Source organism: Pseudoxanthomonas suwonensis J47 (assembly GCF_000513955.1).
Taxonomy (GTDB): Bacteria; Pseudomonadota; Gammaproteobacteria; order Xanthomonadales; family Xanthomonadaceae; genus Pseudoxanthomonas; species Pseudoxanthomonas suwonensis_C.
This window is the reverse complement of the sequence record NZ_AZUZ01000042.1, coordinates 1-15888: the sequence shown is the minus strand read 5'-3', so window position 1 is coordinate 15888 and position 15888 is coordinate 1. Positions and strand designations below refer to the sequence as shown.

The following is a 15888-nucleotide window of genomic DNA, read 5'->3' as shown; positions in this document are numbered from 1 at the left end:
TACGTGACCGAGCTGCTGGAAGGCCGCCAGGGCCCGGCGATCGCCGCCACCGACTACGTGCGCACCTTCGCCGACCAGATCCGCGCCTTCGTGCCGATGCACTACACCGTGCTGGGCACCGACGGCTTCGGCCGTTCCGACACCCGCGCCAACCTGCGCCGCTTCTTCGAGGTGGACCGCTACTACATCGCCCACGCGGCGATCGCGGCCCTGGCGAAGGAAGGCAAGATGACCGGCAAGGACGTGGCCCGGGCGATCAAGCAGTACAAGATCGATCCTGAGAAGGCTAATCCGGTTGGGGTTTGAATCGGCTGTATTTCGCAGAGTCGTTATACGAATGACCCCGGGTTTCCCCGGGGTTTTTTTTAAGCTGGTTCGGAGGGGGACGATGAAAGATATCCAGAAGCGTGCAGCACTAATCCTGGAGGACTGGCTCCCTGCAATGCTGGGAGGTGGCTGCCTATATCCGCGATCGAGCGACTCCAGAAGGACGTCGCGACCCGCAAGCAGCAGATCGCTTCGCGCTGGAAGAGCGCGGCCGGCATCGGCGCGGGCGACGTGACGCGCTTCGCCCGGAACGAGACGCTCGCCAGCGTCCGCGAGATCCAGGACAACTCGAAGGCCGAGCTCGACAAGATCCTCAAGGAGGCGGGAGCCCCGCACGCGCAGCTCATCGGCCAGCGCGAGTTCTACGACTCCCCGGCGAAGGTCCTGGCCCGCGCGGCCCTGGGCGACCCCAAGTGCACCGAGTACCTCCAGCAGCTCCAGCACGCCGGCCCGGCCGAGCTCGGGCACATGGCCCAGGTCGCGGTCGGCACCCGGAACGTGGCCTTGGCCTCGGCCGTGCTGTCCTTGATCGATCGCATGCCCTCCAAGGACCGCCCGGTCGGCCCGGCCGAGCTGGCGTCGGCGATGAAGCAGGACGACTTCCTCAAGGTCCAGGAGTACATCAAGCTGGGCGACGCGCGCCTCCAGGGCATCCTGGTCGCCATCCGCGCCTGGTACGCCGGGAAGACCAACCCGCTCAGCTCGGTGCAGCTCGCCATGCGCGAGCGGGACATCGACCATGACCTGATCGGGGGCGACGATGCGTAAGCTGGCCCACTACTCGACCGACCACCCGGTGTCGATCGCACTCGCCGGCATGGTCGGCGCCCTGCGCACGGGTGGCGACTTCCTCGCGCCCCTGGCCGAGAGGGCCGAGGCCGCGGGTGTCCGCCCCTACTCCGACTACTTCGACGACGCGGCGCGCTTGGCGGGCTTGCCGTACTGCCGTGCGCTGGACCTGTACGTGGACCGCGACACCAAGCGCCGGGCCGACCGGCTGGGATACGGGCAGGCGCACCTGGCGCTCTGCTGACCGGGCAAACGCGGCCGGGCTGGTTGGGTGCGCAGAGGGGCGACGGGTGCCTCGGCCGTGTTTCGAGGGGGATGTCCTGAGGGCATCCCCTTCTTTTTCATGCGCTTAGGGACCTTCGCACCCAGACAGCCAGTTAGGGGGCTGTTGCGAACCCGCCGCTACCCAGACGCGCGACTGCCACCCTGCTATCAGAGATCGTCTCGTCGTACCGCTCCACGAACGTGGCGAACTTGCCTCGATCGTTGTTATAGCTCTCTATCCAGCGAGCCTGCGCCTGAGCGAAAGCCTGCACGAGCCCAAGGAAGTCAAAGTAGTAGACGCCTCCAACATCGCGCGGGATTTCCGGCGCATCTCCAACTCTGAACGATATCCGGCGAACCTGTTCCTTTCGCACCTTCGATGAGCTGAGATTCGTCATATGAAGCAGGCCGTTCCGCAGTTCCCACAATTCCGCAGCGGTTATACCGAGTGGTGCTAGCTCGCAATACTCCTCCATCCACTTCACGAAAGCTCCCCGGTCGTCTCCGTACTCGATGTACGCGAGGCTGTCGATGCAGCAGACAAGAAGTTTCATTGCGGAGACATAGAGGCCTGCGTTGAAGGTCAACTTGATCGCCAAGAAGTAGTCATCGTGGATGAGCTGGGAGAAATTGATTCCCTCGTCACTGGCGTACTTCCGCAGCCAATCCACCATGGTGCCGGGTTCCCCCAACTTTTCCGAAACATCGTTCACATCCAGATCTCCATGCTCGGAGCTGTAATTGAAGCGAGCCTTCCCATTTAGAACGGGCGTTGACACAAAAAGGGGCGAGGCACCGGCACCCACATGTACGAACAACTCGTCGTAAAGGTAATGCCCTTCTCCAAGCCGACACCTTGCGTTGTATTTGGACCTGGTGAACGGCTTCGACAGACGCATCTTCCTGGCGATCGCAAGGTCCGCGTCCACTCGTGCTCGTAAGAGGTCGATACCTTCTTGATCCGATCCCTCGTGGGCATGGGCGGTGTAGCCGACCACGGAACATACGTCCTTGGCGTCGAAAAATAGAAAGACGTTGTATATCTTTTCTGCCATGCAGGGCACCGAATTGTTGTAGGGAGGGGCTCCCGAACCCAGCGAATCGCGACCTAATGCGCCTACAACCCCAACGTAGGAGTGGACGTGATGCTGGACAAAATGAGCATGAAGGAGTTGCTGGCCCTGCACAACCGCGTCGCCGACAAGCCGGCCGGACCCAAGACCTTCGCGACCCGGGCGAAGCTCGTGGCGCGGATCGAGCAGGTCGCGGCCGACAAGAACATCGACCTGGCCTCGTTCGGGCAGCCGAAGAGGCCCAAGGTGCCCAAGGTGCGCGCACAGCCTCACGCCAAGACCACCGAGACGCCCGAGGCGACCGAGAAGAAGCCCCGCGGCAAGGGCATCGGCGCGCTAGCACGCGCGATCCTGATGGACCCCATGGGCTTCCCGCACGTGCTGGTGGCCGAGATGGTCAACGCGCAGATCGAGGGCGCGGCGGCGACAGCCAAGTCGGTGCGCTGGTACGCGAACGACATGCGCAAGAAGGGCGTTGAGGTTCCGCCCCGACAGAAGCATCACCCCGCCGACATGGACGAGGAGCAGTCGGTCGAGGCACTGCGCACCGTGCGGGTGGTCGAGCGCGCGCCGTCCGACGACTGACGCGGTTCTCCCGCTGTGCGAGAGGATCGGCCACTGTGGCAGTGGCCTATCCTCCTAGTTTTCCTAGATGGCATCGTGGTGCGGCGGCTGAGGGTTGGAGTCCGTTCACGGGTGTGATAAATAGGTTAAATGGCGACCAAGATCCCGGCCAAGAAGGCCACTTCCAAAGTCAAGAAGTCCGCGTCCCGCGCTCGTTCCTCTCAGCGCTTTGAAGCGGCAAAGCTCGACCCACTGTTCGTGGTACTCGATGCAATCGCTTGGATGGATTCACCCACGGCTGCGGAGATTGCGCAGTTCGCTAGCGTCGACCCAAGGACTGCAGGGAAGCTACTGAAGAATGCTGCCCAGCTTGGTCTAGTCGATTCAGTTGGCAAAGGCTACGCGCTCCAACTCCCTTACCCCTATAAGGGATCCCCGGAACAAAAGCAGGCCGTTGTGAAGGAGGCGCTGGTGCGTCTGCCGCTTCTTACCAGCGTTCGGCAATTCATGTTGCTCGGCGACAAGGTAGAGGTAGCACTTAGGAAGGCAGCAACCCTCGCAGGAATCGTTCCGTTCAATGCCACTGACCTTAATCCATTGCTGGAGTGGGCGCAGTCGCTCGGTGCCTTGAAGCCAAACTTGCTCGCGGAAGACTTGCTCGATGACGCGGAGGCAAAAAAAGAAGAGCGACATCAGTCAGAGAAGGGCAAACGCATCGCATTCCTTTCGCATAGCTCCGCAGACAAGCCCTTCATTCGGCAGCTTGCCGCAGACCTCACGGCAGCAGGTGTAGACGTCTGGCTTGATGAGCAGCGCATACGTGTTGGGGATTCCATTCCAGAAGCGATCGCGCAGGGCCTAGCGGAGTCGGACTATTTCCTAATCGCGATCAGTCACAACTCTATTAACTCGCCGTGGGTGCAGAAAGAATTGAACAACGCACTCGTCACTGAGGTTCAGCGTCGCAATGTTCACATCTTGCCGTTGAAACTAGATGACACTGAGATGCCGCAGATCATTTCGGACAAGCACTACGCCGACTTCTCTCACTCCTACAAAGCTGGGATTGACAAACTTCTCGCGGCTCTCAGGAAGGACGTATGAACGAACCCAAAAAGAGGGTCATGCCTAAAGGCGGGCGCAAGGGTGGATCAATTTTTCCTCGAGTTAGCCTCGCTGATGCGCTGAAGTATTCCAAGAAGCTCGTCACCAAAACTCACGTAGCAAGAATCCCTCAGGACGTTGTTTATTCAGGTGTTGTCGGAGCAAAAGGCGGTACTGGTGCGGTGCGCGCGTCTGCACTGAAGCAGTACGGGCTTATGGAGGGTGACAACAAGAAGGATTTCTCTGCTAGTTCACTGGCGAAAAAGATCGCGTCCGCTCCATCTGATGAAGTGGTCGATCTTTACCGCGACAGTGCGTTGAAGCCCAACATCTTCAAGAAGCTTTCGGAGACGTTTCACGGAGATTCCGTAAGCCGCGCCAAGTTGAAGCAGCGTGCAGCGGAACTGAAAGTTCACCCAGATGAAACTGAAGCATGCGTTGCCGTGTATTTGTCCACGATGCAGACTGCTGAGCTTGTTCGTCCAGAGGGCGATTTATTCCGGCATCTGACTGCCCAAGAATTGGGTTCCGTTGGGGCGCCAAGCGCAGAAGATAACGAAGGCGCGGAAGAATCCGAGCCGGAAGACGTGGATGCTCTCGCTGAGCAAGAATCGACTGATGACGAAGAGGTTCTCGAAGAGGACGAAGAAAGTGCGTCGGCTCGGAAGGCGCCCAAAGGATCCCCGCCACGCGCGGTGTTTACGGTAAACGTCCAGCTAGATGCGAGTCTCGACACCGAAAAGCTCGAAAAGCAACTAGCGCTCCTGAAGAAGTACGGAGCTCTCTAAAACCCACTCAACCCACGTTGAATAGGGGTGAAGGGTATTAGGGCGTGTTCCCACAATGGGCGGGAAGAGGCCGTCCACGCGACGGCCCTTTCAAATTTCGGCAGTCGTACTAAAGGCAGGCACCTGCCCAAGCGTCGGCGACGTTATCCCGCCCCTCAAGGATGACGCTCTTGCCACTGGACACGAAGCGCCGGAAGCCTGTGTATCCGCCTAACTCGTTCTTGGCGTTGACCCGACCACAGGCGACCACGCCGAACTCCTCGGTGTAGTTGGCGCGCACGTCTCGGAACTGCGCGGCGTCCGGGTCTTTCAATTCGCCCCTCACTGCGCGCTCTGCCGCCACGATCGTCTCGGCGCCGAACCATTTCTCATGCGTCGCTTTCTTCTCCGCGGCCGTCATGGGGCGCTCTGGCTCGGGCTCCGGTGTTTCAGGCTGCTGGGCCTGCTTCTGCGGCGTCTCGGCCACTGCCGTGGACGCCTTGGCAGCTGCGGGCTCGCTGCGCGGTACCACCTTGGACCCGATCCAGGCCACGGCCACCAGAACAACCAGAAGAATCCCGATTCGCTTCATACACTCCCCCTGAGCCAATGTCAGTAAATAGTCTATTTTGGACTAATCCAACACAGACTCTAGCGTGCGGTGACCTGCATGTCACCGCGCGATGGCCCAATCGACCCACAACCGCGATTACCAACTCTTGCTGGCCGTCCTGAAGGCGGCCCGTAAGCGGGTGGGCGTGACGCAGATCGAGCTGGCCGAGCGCCTGGGCAACACGCAGACCTTCGTATCCAAGTGCGAGCGTGGGGAGCGGCGCATCGACGCCGTTGAGCTGGTGGAGTTCGCCGAGGCCATGGGCATCGCCCCGCAGGAGCTGCTGGGCGAGTACCTGGGGCAGCGTGGACGTGCGACGTCACCGAAGACGCGAAAGGGGTCTAAGCAGCGAGGGTGACGCTTCTGTGGTGCTTTCGTGTTTTCAGCGCCCCACAAAAGACGAAGGCCGCGACGATGCGCGGCCTAAGTACTTGAATCATATGGCGCCCGAAGTTGGACTCGAACCAACGACCCCCTGATTAACAGTTTAACGTCTCGAGACCAGCAGCCGGGGTGCTCCGTTCCCCGGCCCGCGCGTCTGGCGACCCGCCTGATGGGGGGGATCGCGCATTGCTGGCGGGCACGAGGATGCCCGCTTCAATCGCCGCCAACTATCAGCGTTTTCCGCAGGGTCATATCAGGGCTTTCCTACTCATAGTCGGGTCACAAGGTTCCCTATGCCTGTCTATGGTCGAGTGGTGCTACATTTCATGAAGAGTCTGCCACGCATAAAGGGAGAAGGGCATGCTGAAGCACCCAGTTGCAAGTATTCACCCACGTGTCGAAGGCTTCTCCTCGCGCCATCTTTTCTGCTCGTATCAAGCAGGCTCGAAAGCTCCGTGGTATCAAAAGCCAGCGAGCACTGGGGGCCTTGATGGGGCTGACTAAGGATCGTGGCAGCAGTCGAATCAACCGCTACGAGAGGGAGACCAGTGGGATCGACCTGGATGGACTGGCGGAGTTAGCCGAAACCTTGCGCGTCCCCATGGCGTACTTAGTCGCCGAAGACGAGCCGACGGCTGACATTCTCTTGTTGCTCTCTGAGCTTTCGGCGAAAGAGCGAAGCGAACTGGCTACCTGCCTGAAAGAGAAGCTCGAACAGAAGCGCCCGCAGCCTACTTCGTAGTTCTCGTGCCGGCATGCCGTAGACAGCGGTAACTTCACGCTGCACTGTGAAGGGTATAGGCATCTATGCCTTGCGTATCTGATGCCGCTAGGTAGTACAGTCTCCTGAGCCGAATGCATACGCGCGGGAGCAGTTCAGCGTTTGCCTCTCGCCTTCAGTTCAGTGGCTATCTTCCGTTGTTCTGCTAGCGACATGTGCGCGACCGCCAGAATGATATCTGCCAGAGCATCGTTGTCCGCAAGAAGATAGGCCAACGGGACGCCAAGCTCCTTGGCAAGCTTGCCCGCCGTAGCGAAGTCTGGTTCGGACGTTCCACGTTCGTATCTTGTAACTCTACTGGACACTACGTCCTCCGAGAGTCCAATTCTCCTGCCAAGCTCCCTCTGGGAGATGCCCAAAGCCAATCGGGCCTCCTTCAGGCGCTTGGCGAACATGCTTTGGGGAGCGGGAGACGACATGAGCCGCGGAGAGCCATTCCTGTACTTCGTACAGGATGGCTTCTCCGGCATTCGCATGTATGCTACATTAAATGTAGCAACTGCGCGACCGTAATCTGCCTATCGCGCTAGGGAGGGCTCAATCGAGTGAGGATTGCTGGCCGGTAAAGCGGAGCAGTAGTCCTAACCTTGAATGCTACATTAAATGTAGCAAGCGTGCTCGGCATGTAGATCAGGATCGCGATGACAGCACGCAGAGACAGCGGAAACGGCGGTGGGGGCGCGGCAAGTGGAGGTTGGCACCCAACTTCTGGGGTTGGGGACAGACAGAACGAAATTGAGGGGAAACAGGGGACATTGCATGAAGACAAGCACTCTACGTAACGCCGTATCCATTGCTCTTGTTGCTGTGGCCACCGGCACAGCCGGTCTGACCTCGGCCCAGGAAGCCGCATCGGACACCGAGCCGAGGGAAAGCGCCAAGCCAGAAGACCGCACTGTTCCTGCACATCCGCCGACGACCACGTCGGCGGCAGAGCCGGCGCCGACGGAGCTGGGCGCGATCACGGTCACCGGCACCCGCATCCGCGGCGGCACGACGCCGTCGCCGGTGGTCACCATCGGCAGCGAGCGCATCCGGGAGGAGGGCTTTGCCGACCTGGGCGAGGTCGTCCGCAGCCTGCCGCAGAACTTCAGCGGGGGGCAGAACCCCGGCGTGGCCGTGGGCGCCACGTTGGGCGTGGGCGGGCTCGCCAACCAGAACTTCACCGGCGGCTCGTCGCTGAACCTGCGCGGCCTGGGCCCGGACGCGACCCTGACGCTGCTCAACGGCAGGCGCCTGGCCTACGGCGGGGTGGTGCATGCGGTCGACATCGGCGCCATACCGGTGGAGGCCGTCGACCGGGTGGAGATCGTCCCGGACGGCGCCTCGGCCATCTACGGTTCGGACGCGGTGGGCGGCGTGGGCAACGTCGTCCTGAAGCGCGACTACCAGGGCGTGGCCGTGGGCCTGCGGTACGGCGGCGCGACCGAGGGCGGGCTGGCGACGCGGGAGTACAGCCTGACGGCGGGCACGACCTGGCCGGGCGGCGGCGCGATCGCCGCCTACAAGGACGTGTCCACCGATCCGGTCTACGCGCGCCAGCGCAGCTATACGGACCACATGTTCGACCCCAATACGCTGTACCCGGGGAGCGACTTCCGCAGCGCGCTGCTCAGCCTGCACCATGCGGTCGCCGATTCGGTCGAGTTCCGGATCGATGCGCTCCATGCCAGGCGCAAGCAGGAGATCTATCAATGGAACACCGGTCTCCGGCCCGTCTACAACACGCTGACCCCGGAGACGAAGACGTCCTTCGTGGCACCCGGCCTGGAGTTCTCGCTGCCGGGGGAATGGACGCTGTCCGTAGGCGGGAGCTGGGGCAGGGACGAGCACCTCCAGGATCAGTACCAGGTGGCTGTCGCCACCGGGGCACGCACGGCGTTGCTGATGGAGTGCTACTGCAACGAAGCCACTTCCTATGAGGCGGGGGTCGAGGGGCCGCTGTTCGAGACGCCAGGCGGCCTTGCACGCCTGGCTGCCGGTGTGGGTGGCCGCAGGAACGAGCTTGTCCGCCGGGATCTGCTCGGAACCAATCAGCAGCAGGCGTTCCGCGGCAGCCAGCAGAGCCAGTTCGCGTATGCGGAGTTGAGTCTTCCGCTGATGGATCCGGGTCAGGGCAACCGCCGCCTGGAACTGACCGCCGCGGTGCGCGGCGAGGACGACGACGATTTCGGGCGCGTCACCACGCCCAAGCTCGGCCTGGTCTACGGGCCCAATGGCGACGTCACGTTCAGGTATTCCTGGGGCAAGTCGTTCAAGGCGCCGACCCTGCTTCAGCTGCATCTGCCCCGGTCCGCGGCGGTGCGCCCCGTGGCCTTCTATGGCGGCCAAGGGTACGACCCCGGCGCCACGGTACTGCACCGTGCGGGCGGGAATCCGGACCTCAAGGCGGAACGGGCCTCTACACGGACCGTGTCGCTGGCGTTCCACCCCAGGTCGCTGCCTGGCCTGGAGGGCGAGGTGACGTGGTTCGACATCGACTACACGGACCGTGTCGTGCAGCCGATCACGGATTATGGGCGCGCCTTGCTCATTCCCGGATACGCGGAGTTCTTCGACTACGCGCCGACCGCGCAGCGCGTGGAGGAGGTCGTCGCTTCGGCCGATGCCTTCTACGACTACGTGGGCGGGTTCGATCCCCGCAACGTGGCGGCCATCCTGTACGCGCAGTACGTGAACGCGGCGCGGCAGCGCATCAGGGGCGTGGACCTGTCGGCGTCGTACCGGTTCGACGCCGGTCCCGGGCGCATGACGGTAAGGGGTGCGGCAAGCTGGCTGGACAGCACGCAGCAGAACTCCGCCGCGCAGCCCGCCTACGACGTGGCGGGCACCATCTTCAATCCGGCGCGGGTGAACGGCCGGCTCGGCGTGGTGTGGGACGTGAACGGGTGGTCGGCGTCGCTGTTTTCCAACTACACCAGCGGCGTCGAGGATCCTGTCGCCCGCGAGAAGACGGCGTCGTTCACCACGTTCGATGCCACGGTGCGCTACGCCACTGAGGGCCGGGGCTTCCTGTCCGGGGTGGAGATCGCGCTTTCGGCGCAGAACCTCCTCGACCGCCATCCGCCGCTCTACGCGGCGACCACGCTCGACCGACCGCCCTACGACTCCACCAACTACTCGGCGATCGGGCGATTCCTCAGCCTGGCGGTGACCAAGCAATGGTGACAATGCGCGCAAGCCCCTGGCCTGCCGTGTGGGCCGGCGCGCTGGCCTTGCTCGTCCACGTGCCGGACGCGCGCTCGGCCACCTTGCGCCAGCTGGTGGAGGTGGTCGACTTCACCGGGCTTTCCGTCTCGCCGGACGGGCGCCTGGTGGCGTTCCGCACGGAGCAGGCGTCCGTCGACCGGAACACTTACGACACCGTCTGGTATGTGCAGCCGGTCGACGGCTCGTCGCCGCCGCGGCGTCTTGGAGAGGCGGGCGCGCCCCTGCGGGATGGCGGCGCAATGAGCCGGAACGAGCCCGCGCTGTGGTCGCCGGACGGAAAGTGGATCTTCTACCGCGCGGTGCTGGACGGGCGGGTGGACATCTGGCGGGCGGCCGTGGACGGGTCGCGCACCGGGCGCGTCACGCGCGATCCGGCGAATGTGCGCAGGTTCTCGCTGGACGACGGCGGGGCTGCGCTGCTCTACGGCGTGGGCGCGACACGCGAGGCTGTGGTGGAGGCGGAACTGGAGGAGTACGACCGCGGCGTGCATATCGACCGGAACGTTCCCCTCGGGGACCCCCTGTTCCGGTCCGGCCATCACGAGGGGCGGCTGGCGACGCAGCGCCTCGTGGACAACGAACTGGTGCGCTTCCCGTTGCTGTCGCAGGTGCCGGACCGCTGGAAGTCGGTCGACCTGGCGACGGGCGAGACGATCGAGCTTGCCGCCGGCCGTGTCCCAGCGGGTGCGGTGGCCCCTGCCGATGTTCCGCAGGACCTTGGCCGTGTCCTGCAGGTGGCGGAAGAGGGCAGTAGCGGGCGCATCGCGTTCCTGGCGCGCGCGGATGGACCGGACGGCGCCGTCGGGCAGATCAGGCTGGCGATGCTGCCGGGGCGGGGGACTCGGCGGCCGGTGATATGTGCCGCGGCGCCGTGCGTTGGCGGGAAGATCACGGCCATTGCGTGGCGGCCTGGAAGCGACGAGGTCGTCTTTGCGGTGACCGACGACGCCCTGGGCCAGTCGCTCTTCCGCTGGAACGTCGTCAGCGGCAACGTCCAGCCGGTGGTCGCCTCGCGTGGTCACCTGGGCGGGGGAGGGCGTTGGGACCCGGGGCCGTGCGCTGTTTCCTCCGAGGCGTTGGTCTGCGTGGCCGCGGAGGCCGATCGCCCGCCCAGGCTGGAACGCATCGGCCTGGAATCGGGAGAGCGCAGGGTGCTGTTCGACCCGAATGCGGCACTGGCCCACGACATGGCCACGTCCGCAACCGTGCGTCCGGTCGAGTGGGCGGATGCGCAGGGCCGCAGGTACTCGGGCCAGTTCTATCCTGCGGCGGCGGATGGCACCGTGCCTCCCCCGTTGTTCGTCGTGTACTACCGGTGCGCGGGCTTCGTCCGCGGTGGCATGGGCGACGAGTGGCCGCTTGCCACCTTGGCCAGGGCCGGCATCGCCGCGCTGTGCATCAACGCCGCCCCGCCGGCGGAGGATGCGGTCGAGCGCTACGAGCAGGGACGGGCCGCCATCGAGGGGGCGGTGGCGTACCTGGCCTCGCGCGGCGAGGTCGACCCGGCACGCGTCGGGATCGGCGGGCTGAGCATGGGGGCCGAAGTCGCCCTGTGGACCGCGATGAACTCGTGTGTGGCACGCGCGATATCGATCGGTACCCCGGTGGTCTCTCCGCAGATGCGGCTGTTGTTGAGCCCGTGGGAGCAGGTGCACTTCTCGAGGCTCCGCCGCCATTGGCAGCTTGGCGCGGTGGACGAAACGCCGGAGCGCTGGCGGACCCTGTCGCCGGCCTTCGATGTCGAGCGCGTACGGGTACCCGTGCTGATGCAGATGTCGGAGCAGGAATACAGGGGCTCTTTCGACTACACGATTCCGTTGATCGGGATGCGACGGGCCGACGTCTACGCCTTTCCCCACGAGCCGCACCAGAAGTACCAGCCCCGGCACAAGCTGGCGGTATACCAGCGCAACCTGGACTGGTTCCGGTTCTGGCTGCTCGGTGCCGAGGACGACGATCCCGCCAAGGCCGGGCAGTACGCCCGCTGGCGGGAAATGCGGCAGCACGCGCCTGGCGCGGACTAGCGATGCACCGGCCCGCCAGGCGGCGACTGCTGGCGGACCCAGTTCTCGAGGGCGCACAGCTGGAATATCCGCATGAACGCATTGTCGCCCCGCGGCATCTCGCCCTTGGCGAGCGCGCGCAGCTTGTCGCCATCCAGGAGGCCATGTGCTTCCAGTTGGCCGTGGAGGAGAAACGCGAGCATCCCCGCAAGCTCCCGCCGGTACAAGGCGCCGAGATAGGCGGTGAAGGTGCCCTTGCTCTTCCTGGCGAGAATCCTGGGCGGAAGGGCGTGCGCGAAGCCGAGCCTGGCGACGGCGCGGTTCTGTCCGCCATGGAACCACATCCAGCTGGGTACCCTCAGGCACGCTTCGACGACGGGCTGTGACAGCAACGGCATCCTCAGCCGCCGCACCAGCGCACGGGGGCAACTGTCGCGGAAGAATTGGGTGGCGCTGAGTTCGAGGATGCGTTGCCGGTCGCCGGGAAGGAACCTCGCCGGTGGAGACAGCCAAGGATGAGGTTCGGGCTCCGGAACGCGCGTGCGCGGAGGCAAGAAGCTGCGGTCGATGCCATGGGGCTCGCCCTGGGTCCGGAGTTTCCGCAAGGTCAGGCGAGCGGCCTTCCAGTAGGTGCACTGGTGGAATGCCGAGATGTCCCGGACGGCCCGGATGCCGGCCACCAACCCCGCACCCAGGAAGGCATCGGCGGCGGGTGCGGCGTTCATGAGATAGCCGAAGACGGTGTCGCCTCCGCCGCCCGTGAAGTGGCTGTCGACGCTCTCGCGGTCCGCGATAGCCTGCATGGTGCGGTCGACCGCGTACTGGAGCGGCCCGATCACCGGCGTGACGATATCCGGCGGGAGCGGGAACCGGTATGGCGCATCGCCGTAGCGAAGCTCCTGCGCCTGCAGTCCGACGCCGAGCATGCCGGCGACCAAGCCGGCATACTCCCGTTCGTCCGCGCCTGGGACGGGCGTGGTGAGCGTCAGGCAGGTCACACGTGCGCGGGATTCCCGGAGGCAGGCGCCGACGATCGACGAATCCAGCCCTCCGGACAGTTCGAGCAGGACGGATCCGTCCTGCTCGGCCCAGGCATGGACGACGGTCTCGATCGCATCGCGGACGGACGATGCCGCTTCGTGCGGGTCCGCGGGACGGCTGCCCGCGTCGACGAACTCCCACGGGTTCCAGTCCAGGCTGGCGCGGGCGGTGCCGTCGTGCAGGTGGATCGTGCACCCGGGAAGCAGTTCCCTGATGCCCGCCAGGCACGTGCGGGCGGTTTTCAGGCCGGGGTACGCCAGCTGGTGAGCGACTTGCTCGAAATCGACGCGTCTCCGGCAGAGACCGAGCCGCTCCGCAAGCGTGATATGCGACGTCAGGAATCCCGTGCCTTCTTCCAGCGAGTAGACGCACTGCAGGTCGCAGGCGGGCGACGGGCTGCGGGTGATGCCGACGGACCGGGGATCATTCGCCTCAGGAAGGATCAGGATGTAGTCGCCCCAGCAGTTCTTCAGGATGTGGCGGCGGAGCGCGGCAGCAGAAGAAGCGGCGGGTAGCTGGCTCGCATGCCGAATGGCGGTGCCGCTGCGGGTGTGGAGATCGCCGACGACGATACCGCCACCCGGCAGGTGAAGCGTGGGAGTTTCGCCCGATGTGTATACCGCGAAGGTCGCGGAGGTGGAGCGCAGCTGCATGTCGGCGCCTTGCAGGACAGTGTTTAGCTCCATCGGGTCGGGTCCGCCGGATAGGCGGTCTGCGTCCACCATGACGAGGTAGGCGCGGGCCATCAGACCACCCGGATGACGGCGTAGGACCGCGTGTTCCCCAAGGTGTCGTTCAGGACCAGGCCGCCGGATTGAGCCCAGCAATGAGCGGAGAACGGGTCGCGGGTGACGCCGAAGACGATGTGGGCTTGCAGGTGCCTGCGCGCGAGGAAGGTCACCATGGCGATCGAATCCGGGAGGCAGCAGGTCTCGATGGGGACCAGCCTGCGTACCTGCAGAAATGCTTGGGCATGCCGCACCAAGGCATCGTCGTCGGTCGTAGTGGTGCGCGTGGCTGCGTGGCGCCGGAATGCGGCCAAGTCGTCCAGGATCGATTGCAGCCGCTGGGTTCCCAGGCGGTGCCTGGTCCTGAAGACCGTGGCGAGCACCTCGACGGCCATGCGCGGTCCGCAGGATGCGGAGGGGAAGGGCTGCTCCAGTGCGCTGGCTTCGGCAGACGGGACCACGGCGCCGGTCGAGACCGGATCCGGCGAACCCTCCGCCAGGATGTTGCGATCCACCAGGCGCTTGGCGGCATCAGGAGTGGGGCGTTCGATGTATGAGATGAAGGCGCGTTCCGTATCGCCCGAAAGCCGGAAGTACCGGTCGGCCGCGGTATCGAGGAACAGCGGATGGCCATCGATGAGGCAATACGACAGGCCGTCGCGCAAGCGGTAAGGGCGCATATGCGTTGTCTCCGGACGGAAAGTCGAGGCGCACCTTGCGGTGCGCCTCGCTGCCGGTCATTCGGCAATTCCGACCCCGGTCACGAACCCGAGGATCTCGTTGCCAGGCTCGCCGGCGCCCTTGGTTTCCACGCTGGCCGTGCCGAGCACGACGACGTCTTCCGGCGGGTTGGTACGGGTGTTCTCGTTCGCGTTCATCGCTGTCTCCTACGTTTGCGCCATGGACCTCATGGCGGATGCAGCGTAGGAGGCAGGATTTTTGATTTTCAAATGATTATTGCGTTGCAATCCGACGATTATTTCCAGGTGTGACCGCGGTCATGCGGGACGGAGGCAGGTTTGCGCTACTGGCCAGGCGGCGATGGCGTCGGCGGCTGCTTCATTTCGTCCTGGGTGACGACGGGGCCGCCGAAGACATGGCGGCCGCGCCTGCAGGCATCGGTCGTCGTCCAACTGCAGGCCGCCCAGCATCAGGTTGGAGACGAATTCGCCGGGGCGGTCGCCGCGGCGGACCGCGTGCGGCTCGGCATGGCTACCGGCCGCGGCAGGAGCGGGCGGAGGCGGATCGGCCGATCATGCCGGCAAGAGGATGGCGGCTGCGATCGCCGTCAGTAGCCGTCTCGGTTGGCTCATGGTGTCTTCCTCGTGGGAATCAGGAGCTGTGGACGGCATCGGCCGGGAACGGCAGCCCGGCAGGGCGCGTCGCGCTGTCGGATTTTTTCTCTTCGTGGGGCAGGAGAATTCTGACTCGTCTTCGTGGATTCGACAGGACGGGCCGCCGTCAGTGGAGCCGGTCGCGGCTCTCGTTCAGCCGGGCCACGATGCAGGGCACCCGTTCCTTGCGCCGTTCGTGGTAGTCGCGCAGCGCGCCTCGCAGTGCCGGGATGTTCCTTTCCTGCCAGTGCCGCTGCAGCTCCGACAATTCCTCGCAGGCGTGATCGATCAATTCCTGCTTGGCCCGGCGGATCGGTGCCAGCCGGTCGTTGGCCTGCCTCACGGCATGGTGCAGGGACCGGTGGCCGGTGGCGCGGGCGATCGCGTCGAACAGTTGCCAGGTGTGCTTCACCAGGTCGTCGTCGGCGGATGCGGGCTCCGCCTTGCCGGTGGCCCACCCCGCCGCGGCGAAGCCGAGATCGCAGGCCATCAGCATCAGGCGCTGCATCCAGTCGTACAGGTCGCGCAGGGCGATCTCGGTGGGCAGCGGGACGTGCAGCCCGCTGCGGCCATGGTCGGCGACCTGGCCCTCGCCGACCAGGCGGTAAAGGGCGAACCGCACGGGCGTAGGGCTGGTCTTGAACTCGGCCGCGAGCATGGCCGGATCGATCCGCTGCCCGGGCAGGTAACGCCCCGACTGCAGGGCGCGCCTGATCTGCCCGTACAGCAGCGCGCTCTTGGAGTGGATCGCATTCATCGCAAAACTCCTTGTCTGCGTATGACGGTCTCCTTAGGGCAGGATGTTACATCGTGCAGCACGGCATGAAGGCCATGCTGGAAGACCAGATCGACGAGTACTACTACGTCACCCTGATGAACGAGAACTACACCCATCCGGAAATGCCG

Annotated in this window: 17 protein-coding genes and 1 pseudogene; 11 read left to right on the top strand and 7 right to left on the bottom strand. The window is 64.4% G+C overall.

What is annotated here, in order from left to right:
- The 3 genes from M503_RS0111165 to M503_RS0111150 all read left to right on the top strand — a co-directional run.
- The coding region (locus M503_RS0111165; RefSeq protein WP_028928260.1) for a transketolase-like TK C-terminal-containing protein at window positions 1–306 on the top strand (306 nt) is incomplete at its 5' end.
- Between the two features lie 252 nt (window positions 307–558).
- A complete protein-coding gene (locus M503_RS16375) occupies window positions 559–1095 on the top strand; it encodes a hypothetical protein (protein WP_231472365.1) in 537 nt (178 codons plus the stop codon).
- A complete protein-coding gene (locus tag M503_RS0111150) occupies window positions 1088–1360 on the top strand; it encodes a hypothetical protein (protein ID WP_028920646.1) in 273 nt (90 codons plus the stop codon). The genes M503_RS16375 and M503_RS0111150 overlap by 8 nt, the downstream gene beginning before the upstream one ends.
- A 133-nt stretch (window positions 1361–1493) precedes the next feature.
- On the opposite strand, the gene M503_RS17490 is transcribed toward M503_RS0111150, so the two are convergent.
- A complete protein-coding gene (locus M503_RS17490; protein ID WP_155952050.1) occupies window positions 1494–2435 on the bottom strand; it encodes a hypothetical protein in 942 nt (313 codons plus the stop codon).
- 90 nt (window positions 2436–2525) lie between these two features.
- On the opposite strand from M503_RS17490, the gene M503_RS0111140 reads away from it, so the two are divergent.
- The 3 genes from M503_RS0111140 to M503_RS17485 all read left to right on the top strand — a co-directional run bounded on the left by M503_RS0111140 (window position 2526) and on the right by M503_RS17485 (window position 4909).
- Entirely contained in the window at window positions 2526–3038 is a 513-nt protein-coding gene (locus tag M503_RS0111140) for a hypothetical protein (RefSeq protein ID WP_428992239.1), read from the top strand.
- Between the two features lie 129 nt (window positions 3039–3167).
- On the top strand, window positions 3168–4121 hold the full coding sequence (locus tag M503_RS17175; RefSeq protein WP_081721023.1) for a toll/interleukin-1 receptor domain-containing protein: 954 nt from the start codon (window positions 3168–3170) through the stop codon (window positions 4119–4121).
- A complete protein-coding gene (locus M503_RS17485) occupies window positions 4118–4909 on the top strand; it encodes a hypothetical protein (RefSeq protein WP_155952049.1) in 792 nt (263 codons plus the stop codon). Before M503_RS17175 ends, M503_RS17485 begins: the two co-directional genes overlap by 4 nt.
- 109 nt (window positions 4910–5018) lie before the next feature.
- Here M503_RS17485 and M503_RS16360 read toward each other — a convergent pair whose 3' ends face one another.
- A complete protein-coding gene (locus M503_RS16360) occupies window positions 5019–5480 on the bottom strand; it encodes a hypothetical protein (RefSeq protein ID WP_037061254.1) in 462 nt (153 codons plus the stop codon).
- Window positions 5481–5571: 91 nt separating this feature from the next.
- Here M503_RS16360 and M503_RS0111125 point away from each other — a divergent pair, with 91 nt between their 5' ends.
- Both M503_RS0111125 and M503_RS0111120 read left to right on the top strand, forming a co-directional pair.
- Window positions 5572–5859 carry a helix-turn-helix domain-containing protein gene (locus tag M503_RS0111125; protein WP_028920644.1) on the top strand — a complete coding sequence of 96 codons (288 nt, stop codon included), beginning with the start codon at window positions 5572–5574 and terminating at the stop codon, window positions 5857–5859.
- 444 nt (window positions 5860–6303) lie between these two features.
- Window positions 6304–6627, top strand: a complete 324-nt coding sequence (locus M503_RS0111120; protein ID WP_028920643.1) for a helix-turn-helix domain-containing protein — start codon at window positions 6304–6306, stop codon at window positions 6625–6627.
- 134 nt (window positions 6628–6761) lie between these two features.
- On the opposite strand, the gene M503_RS17170 is transcribed toward M503_RS0111120, so the two are convergent.
- Entirely contained in the window at window positions 6762–7061 is a 300-nt protein-coding gene (locus tag M503_RS17170) for a helix-turn-helix domain-containing protein (protein WP_081721026.1), read from the bottom strand.
- 364 nt (window positions 7062–7425) lie between these two features.
- Here M503_RS17170 and M503_RS0111115 point away from each other — a divergent pair, with 364 nt between their 5' ends.
- Window positions 7426–9834, top strand: coding sequence for a TonB-dependent receptor plug domain-containing protein (locus M503_RS0111115; RefSeq protein WP_028920642.1), 2409 nt, complete (start codon window positions 7426–7428; stop codon window positions 9832–9834).
- 2 nt (window positions 9835–9836) lie between these two features.
- Window positions 9837–11900, top strand: a complete 2064-nt coding sequence (locus M503_RS16355) for an Atxe2 family lasso peptide isopeptidase (protein ID WP_197017224.1) — start codon at window positions 9837–9839, stop codon at window positions 11898–11900.
- Here M503_RS16355 and M503_RS0111105 read toward each other — a convergent pair.
- The 4 genes from M503_RS0111105 to M503_RS0111090 form a co-directional block, all read right to left on the bottom strand.
- Window positions 11897–13666, bottom strand: coding sequence for an asparagine synthase-related protein (locus tag M503_RS0111105; RefSeq protein WP_028920641.1), 1770 nt, complete (start codon window positions 13664–13666; stop codon window positions 11897–11899). The genes M503_RS16355 and M503_RS0111105 overlap by 4 nt on opposite strands.
- Window positions 13666–14328 (bottom strand): lasso peptide biosynthesis B2 protein, encoded by a 663-nt coding sequence (locus M503_RS0111100; RefSeq protein WP_028920640.1) that lies wholly within the window; start codon window positions 14326–14328, stop codon window positions 13666–13668. Before M503_RS0111100 ends, M503_RS0111105 begins: the two co-directional genes overlap by 1 nt.
- A gap of 57 nt (window positions 14329–14385) precedes the next feature.
- Window positions 14386–14526 carry a benenodin family lasso peptide gene (locus M503_RS17480; RefSeq protein ID WP_155952047.1) on the bottom strand — a complete coding sequence of 47 codons (141 nt, stop codon included), beginning with the start codon at window positions 14524–14526 and terminating at the stop codon, window positions 14386–14388.
- Window positions 14527–15109: 583 nt separating this feature from the next.
- Window positions 15110–15739 (bottom strand): GntR family transcriptional regulator, encoded by a 630-nt coding sequence (locus M503_RS0111090; RefSeq protein ID WP_197017223.1) that lies wholly within the window; start codon window positions 15737–15739, stop codon window positions 15110–15112.
- 50 nt (window positions 15740–15789) lie between these two features.
- On the opposite strand from M503_RS0111090, the pseudogene M503_RS18000 reads away from it, so the two are divergent.
- Window positions 15790–15888 (top strand): annotated as a pseudogene (locus M503_RS18000) (hypothetical protein); the annotation flags it as partial.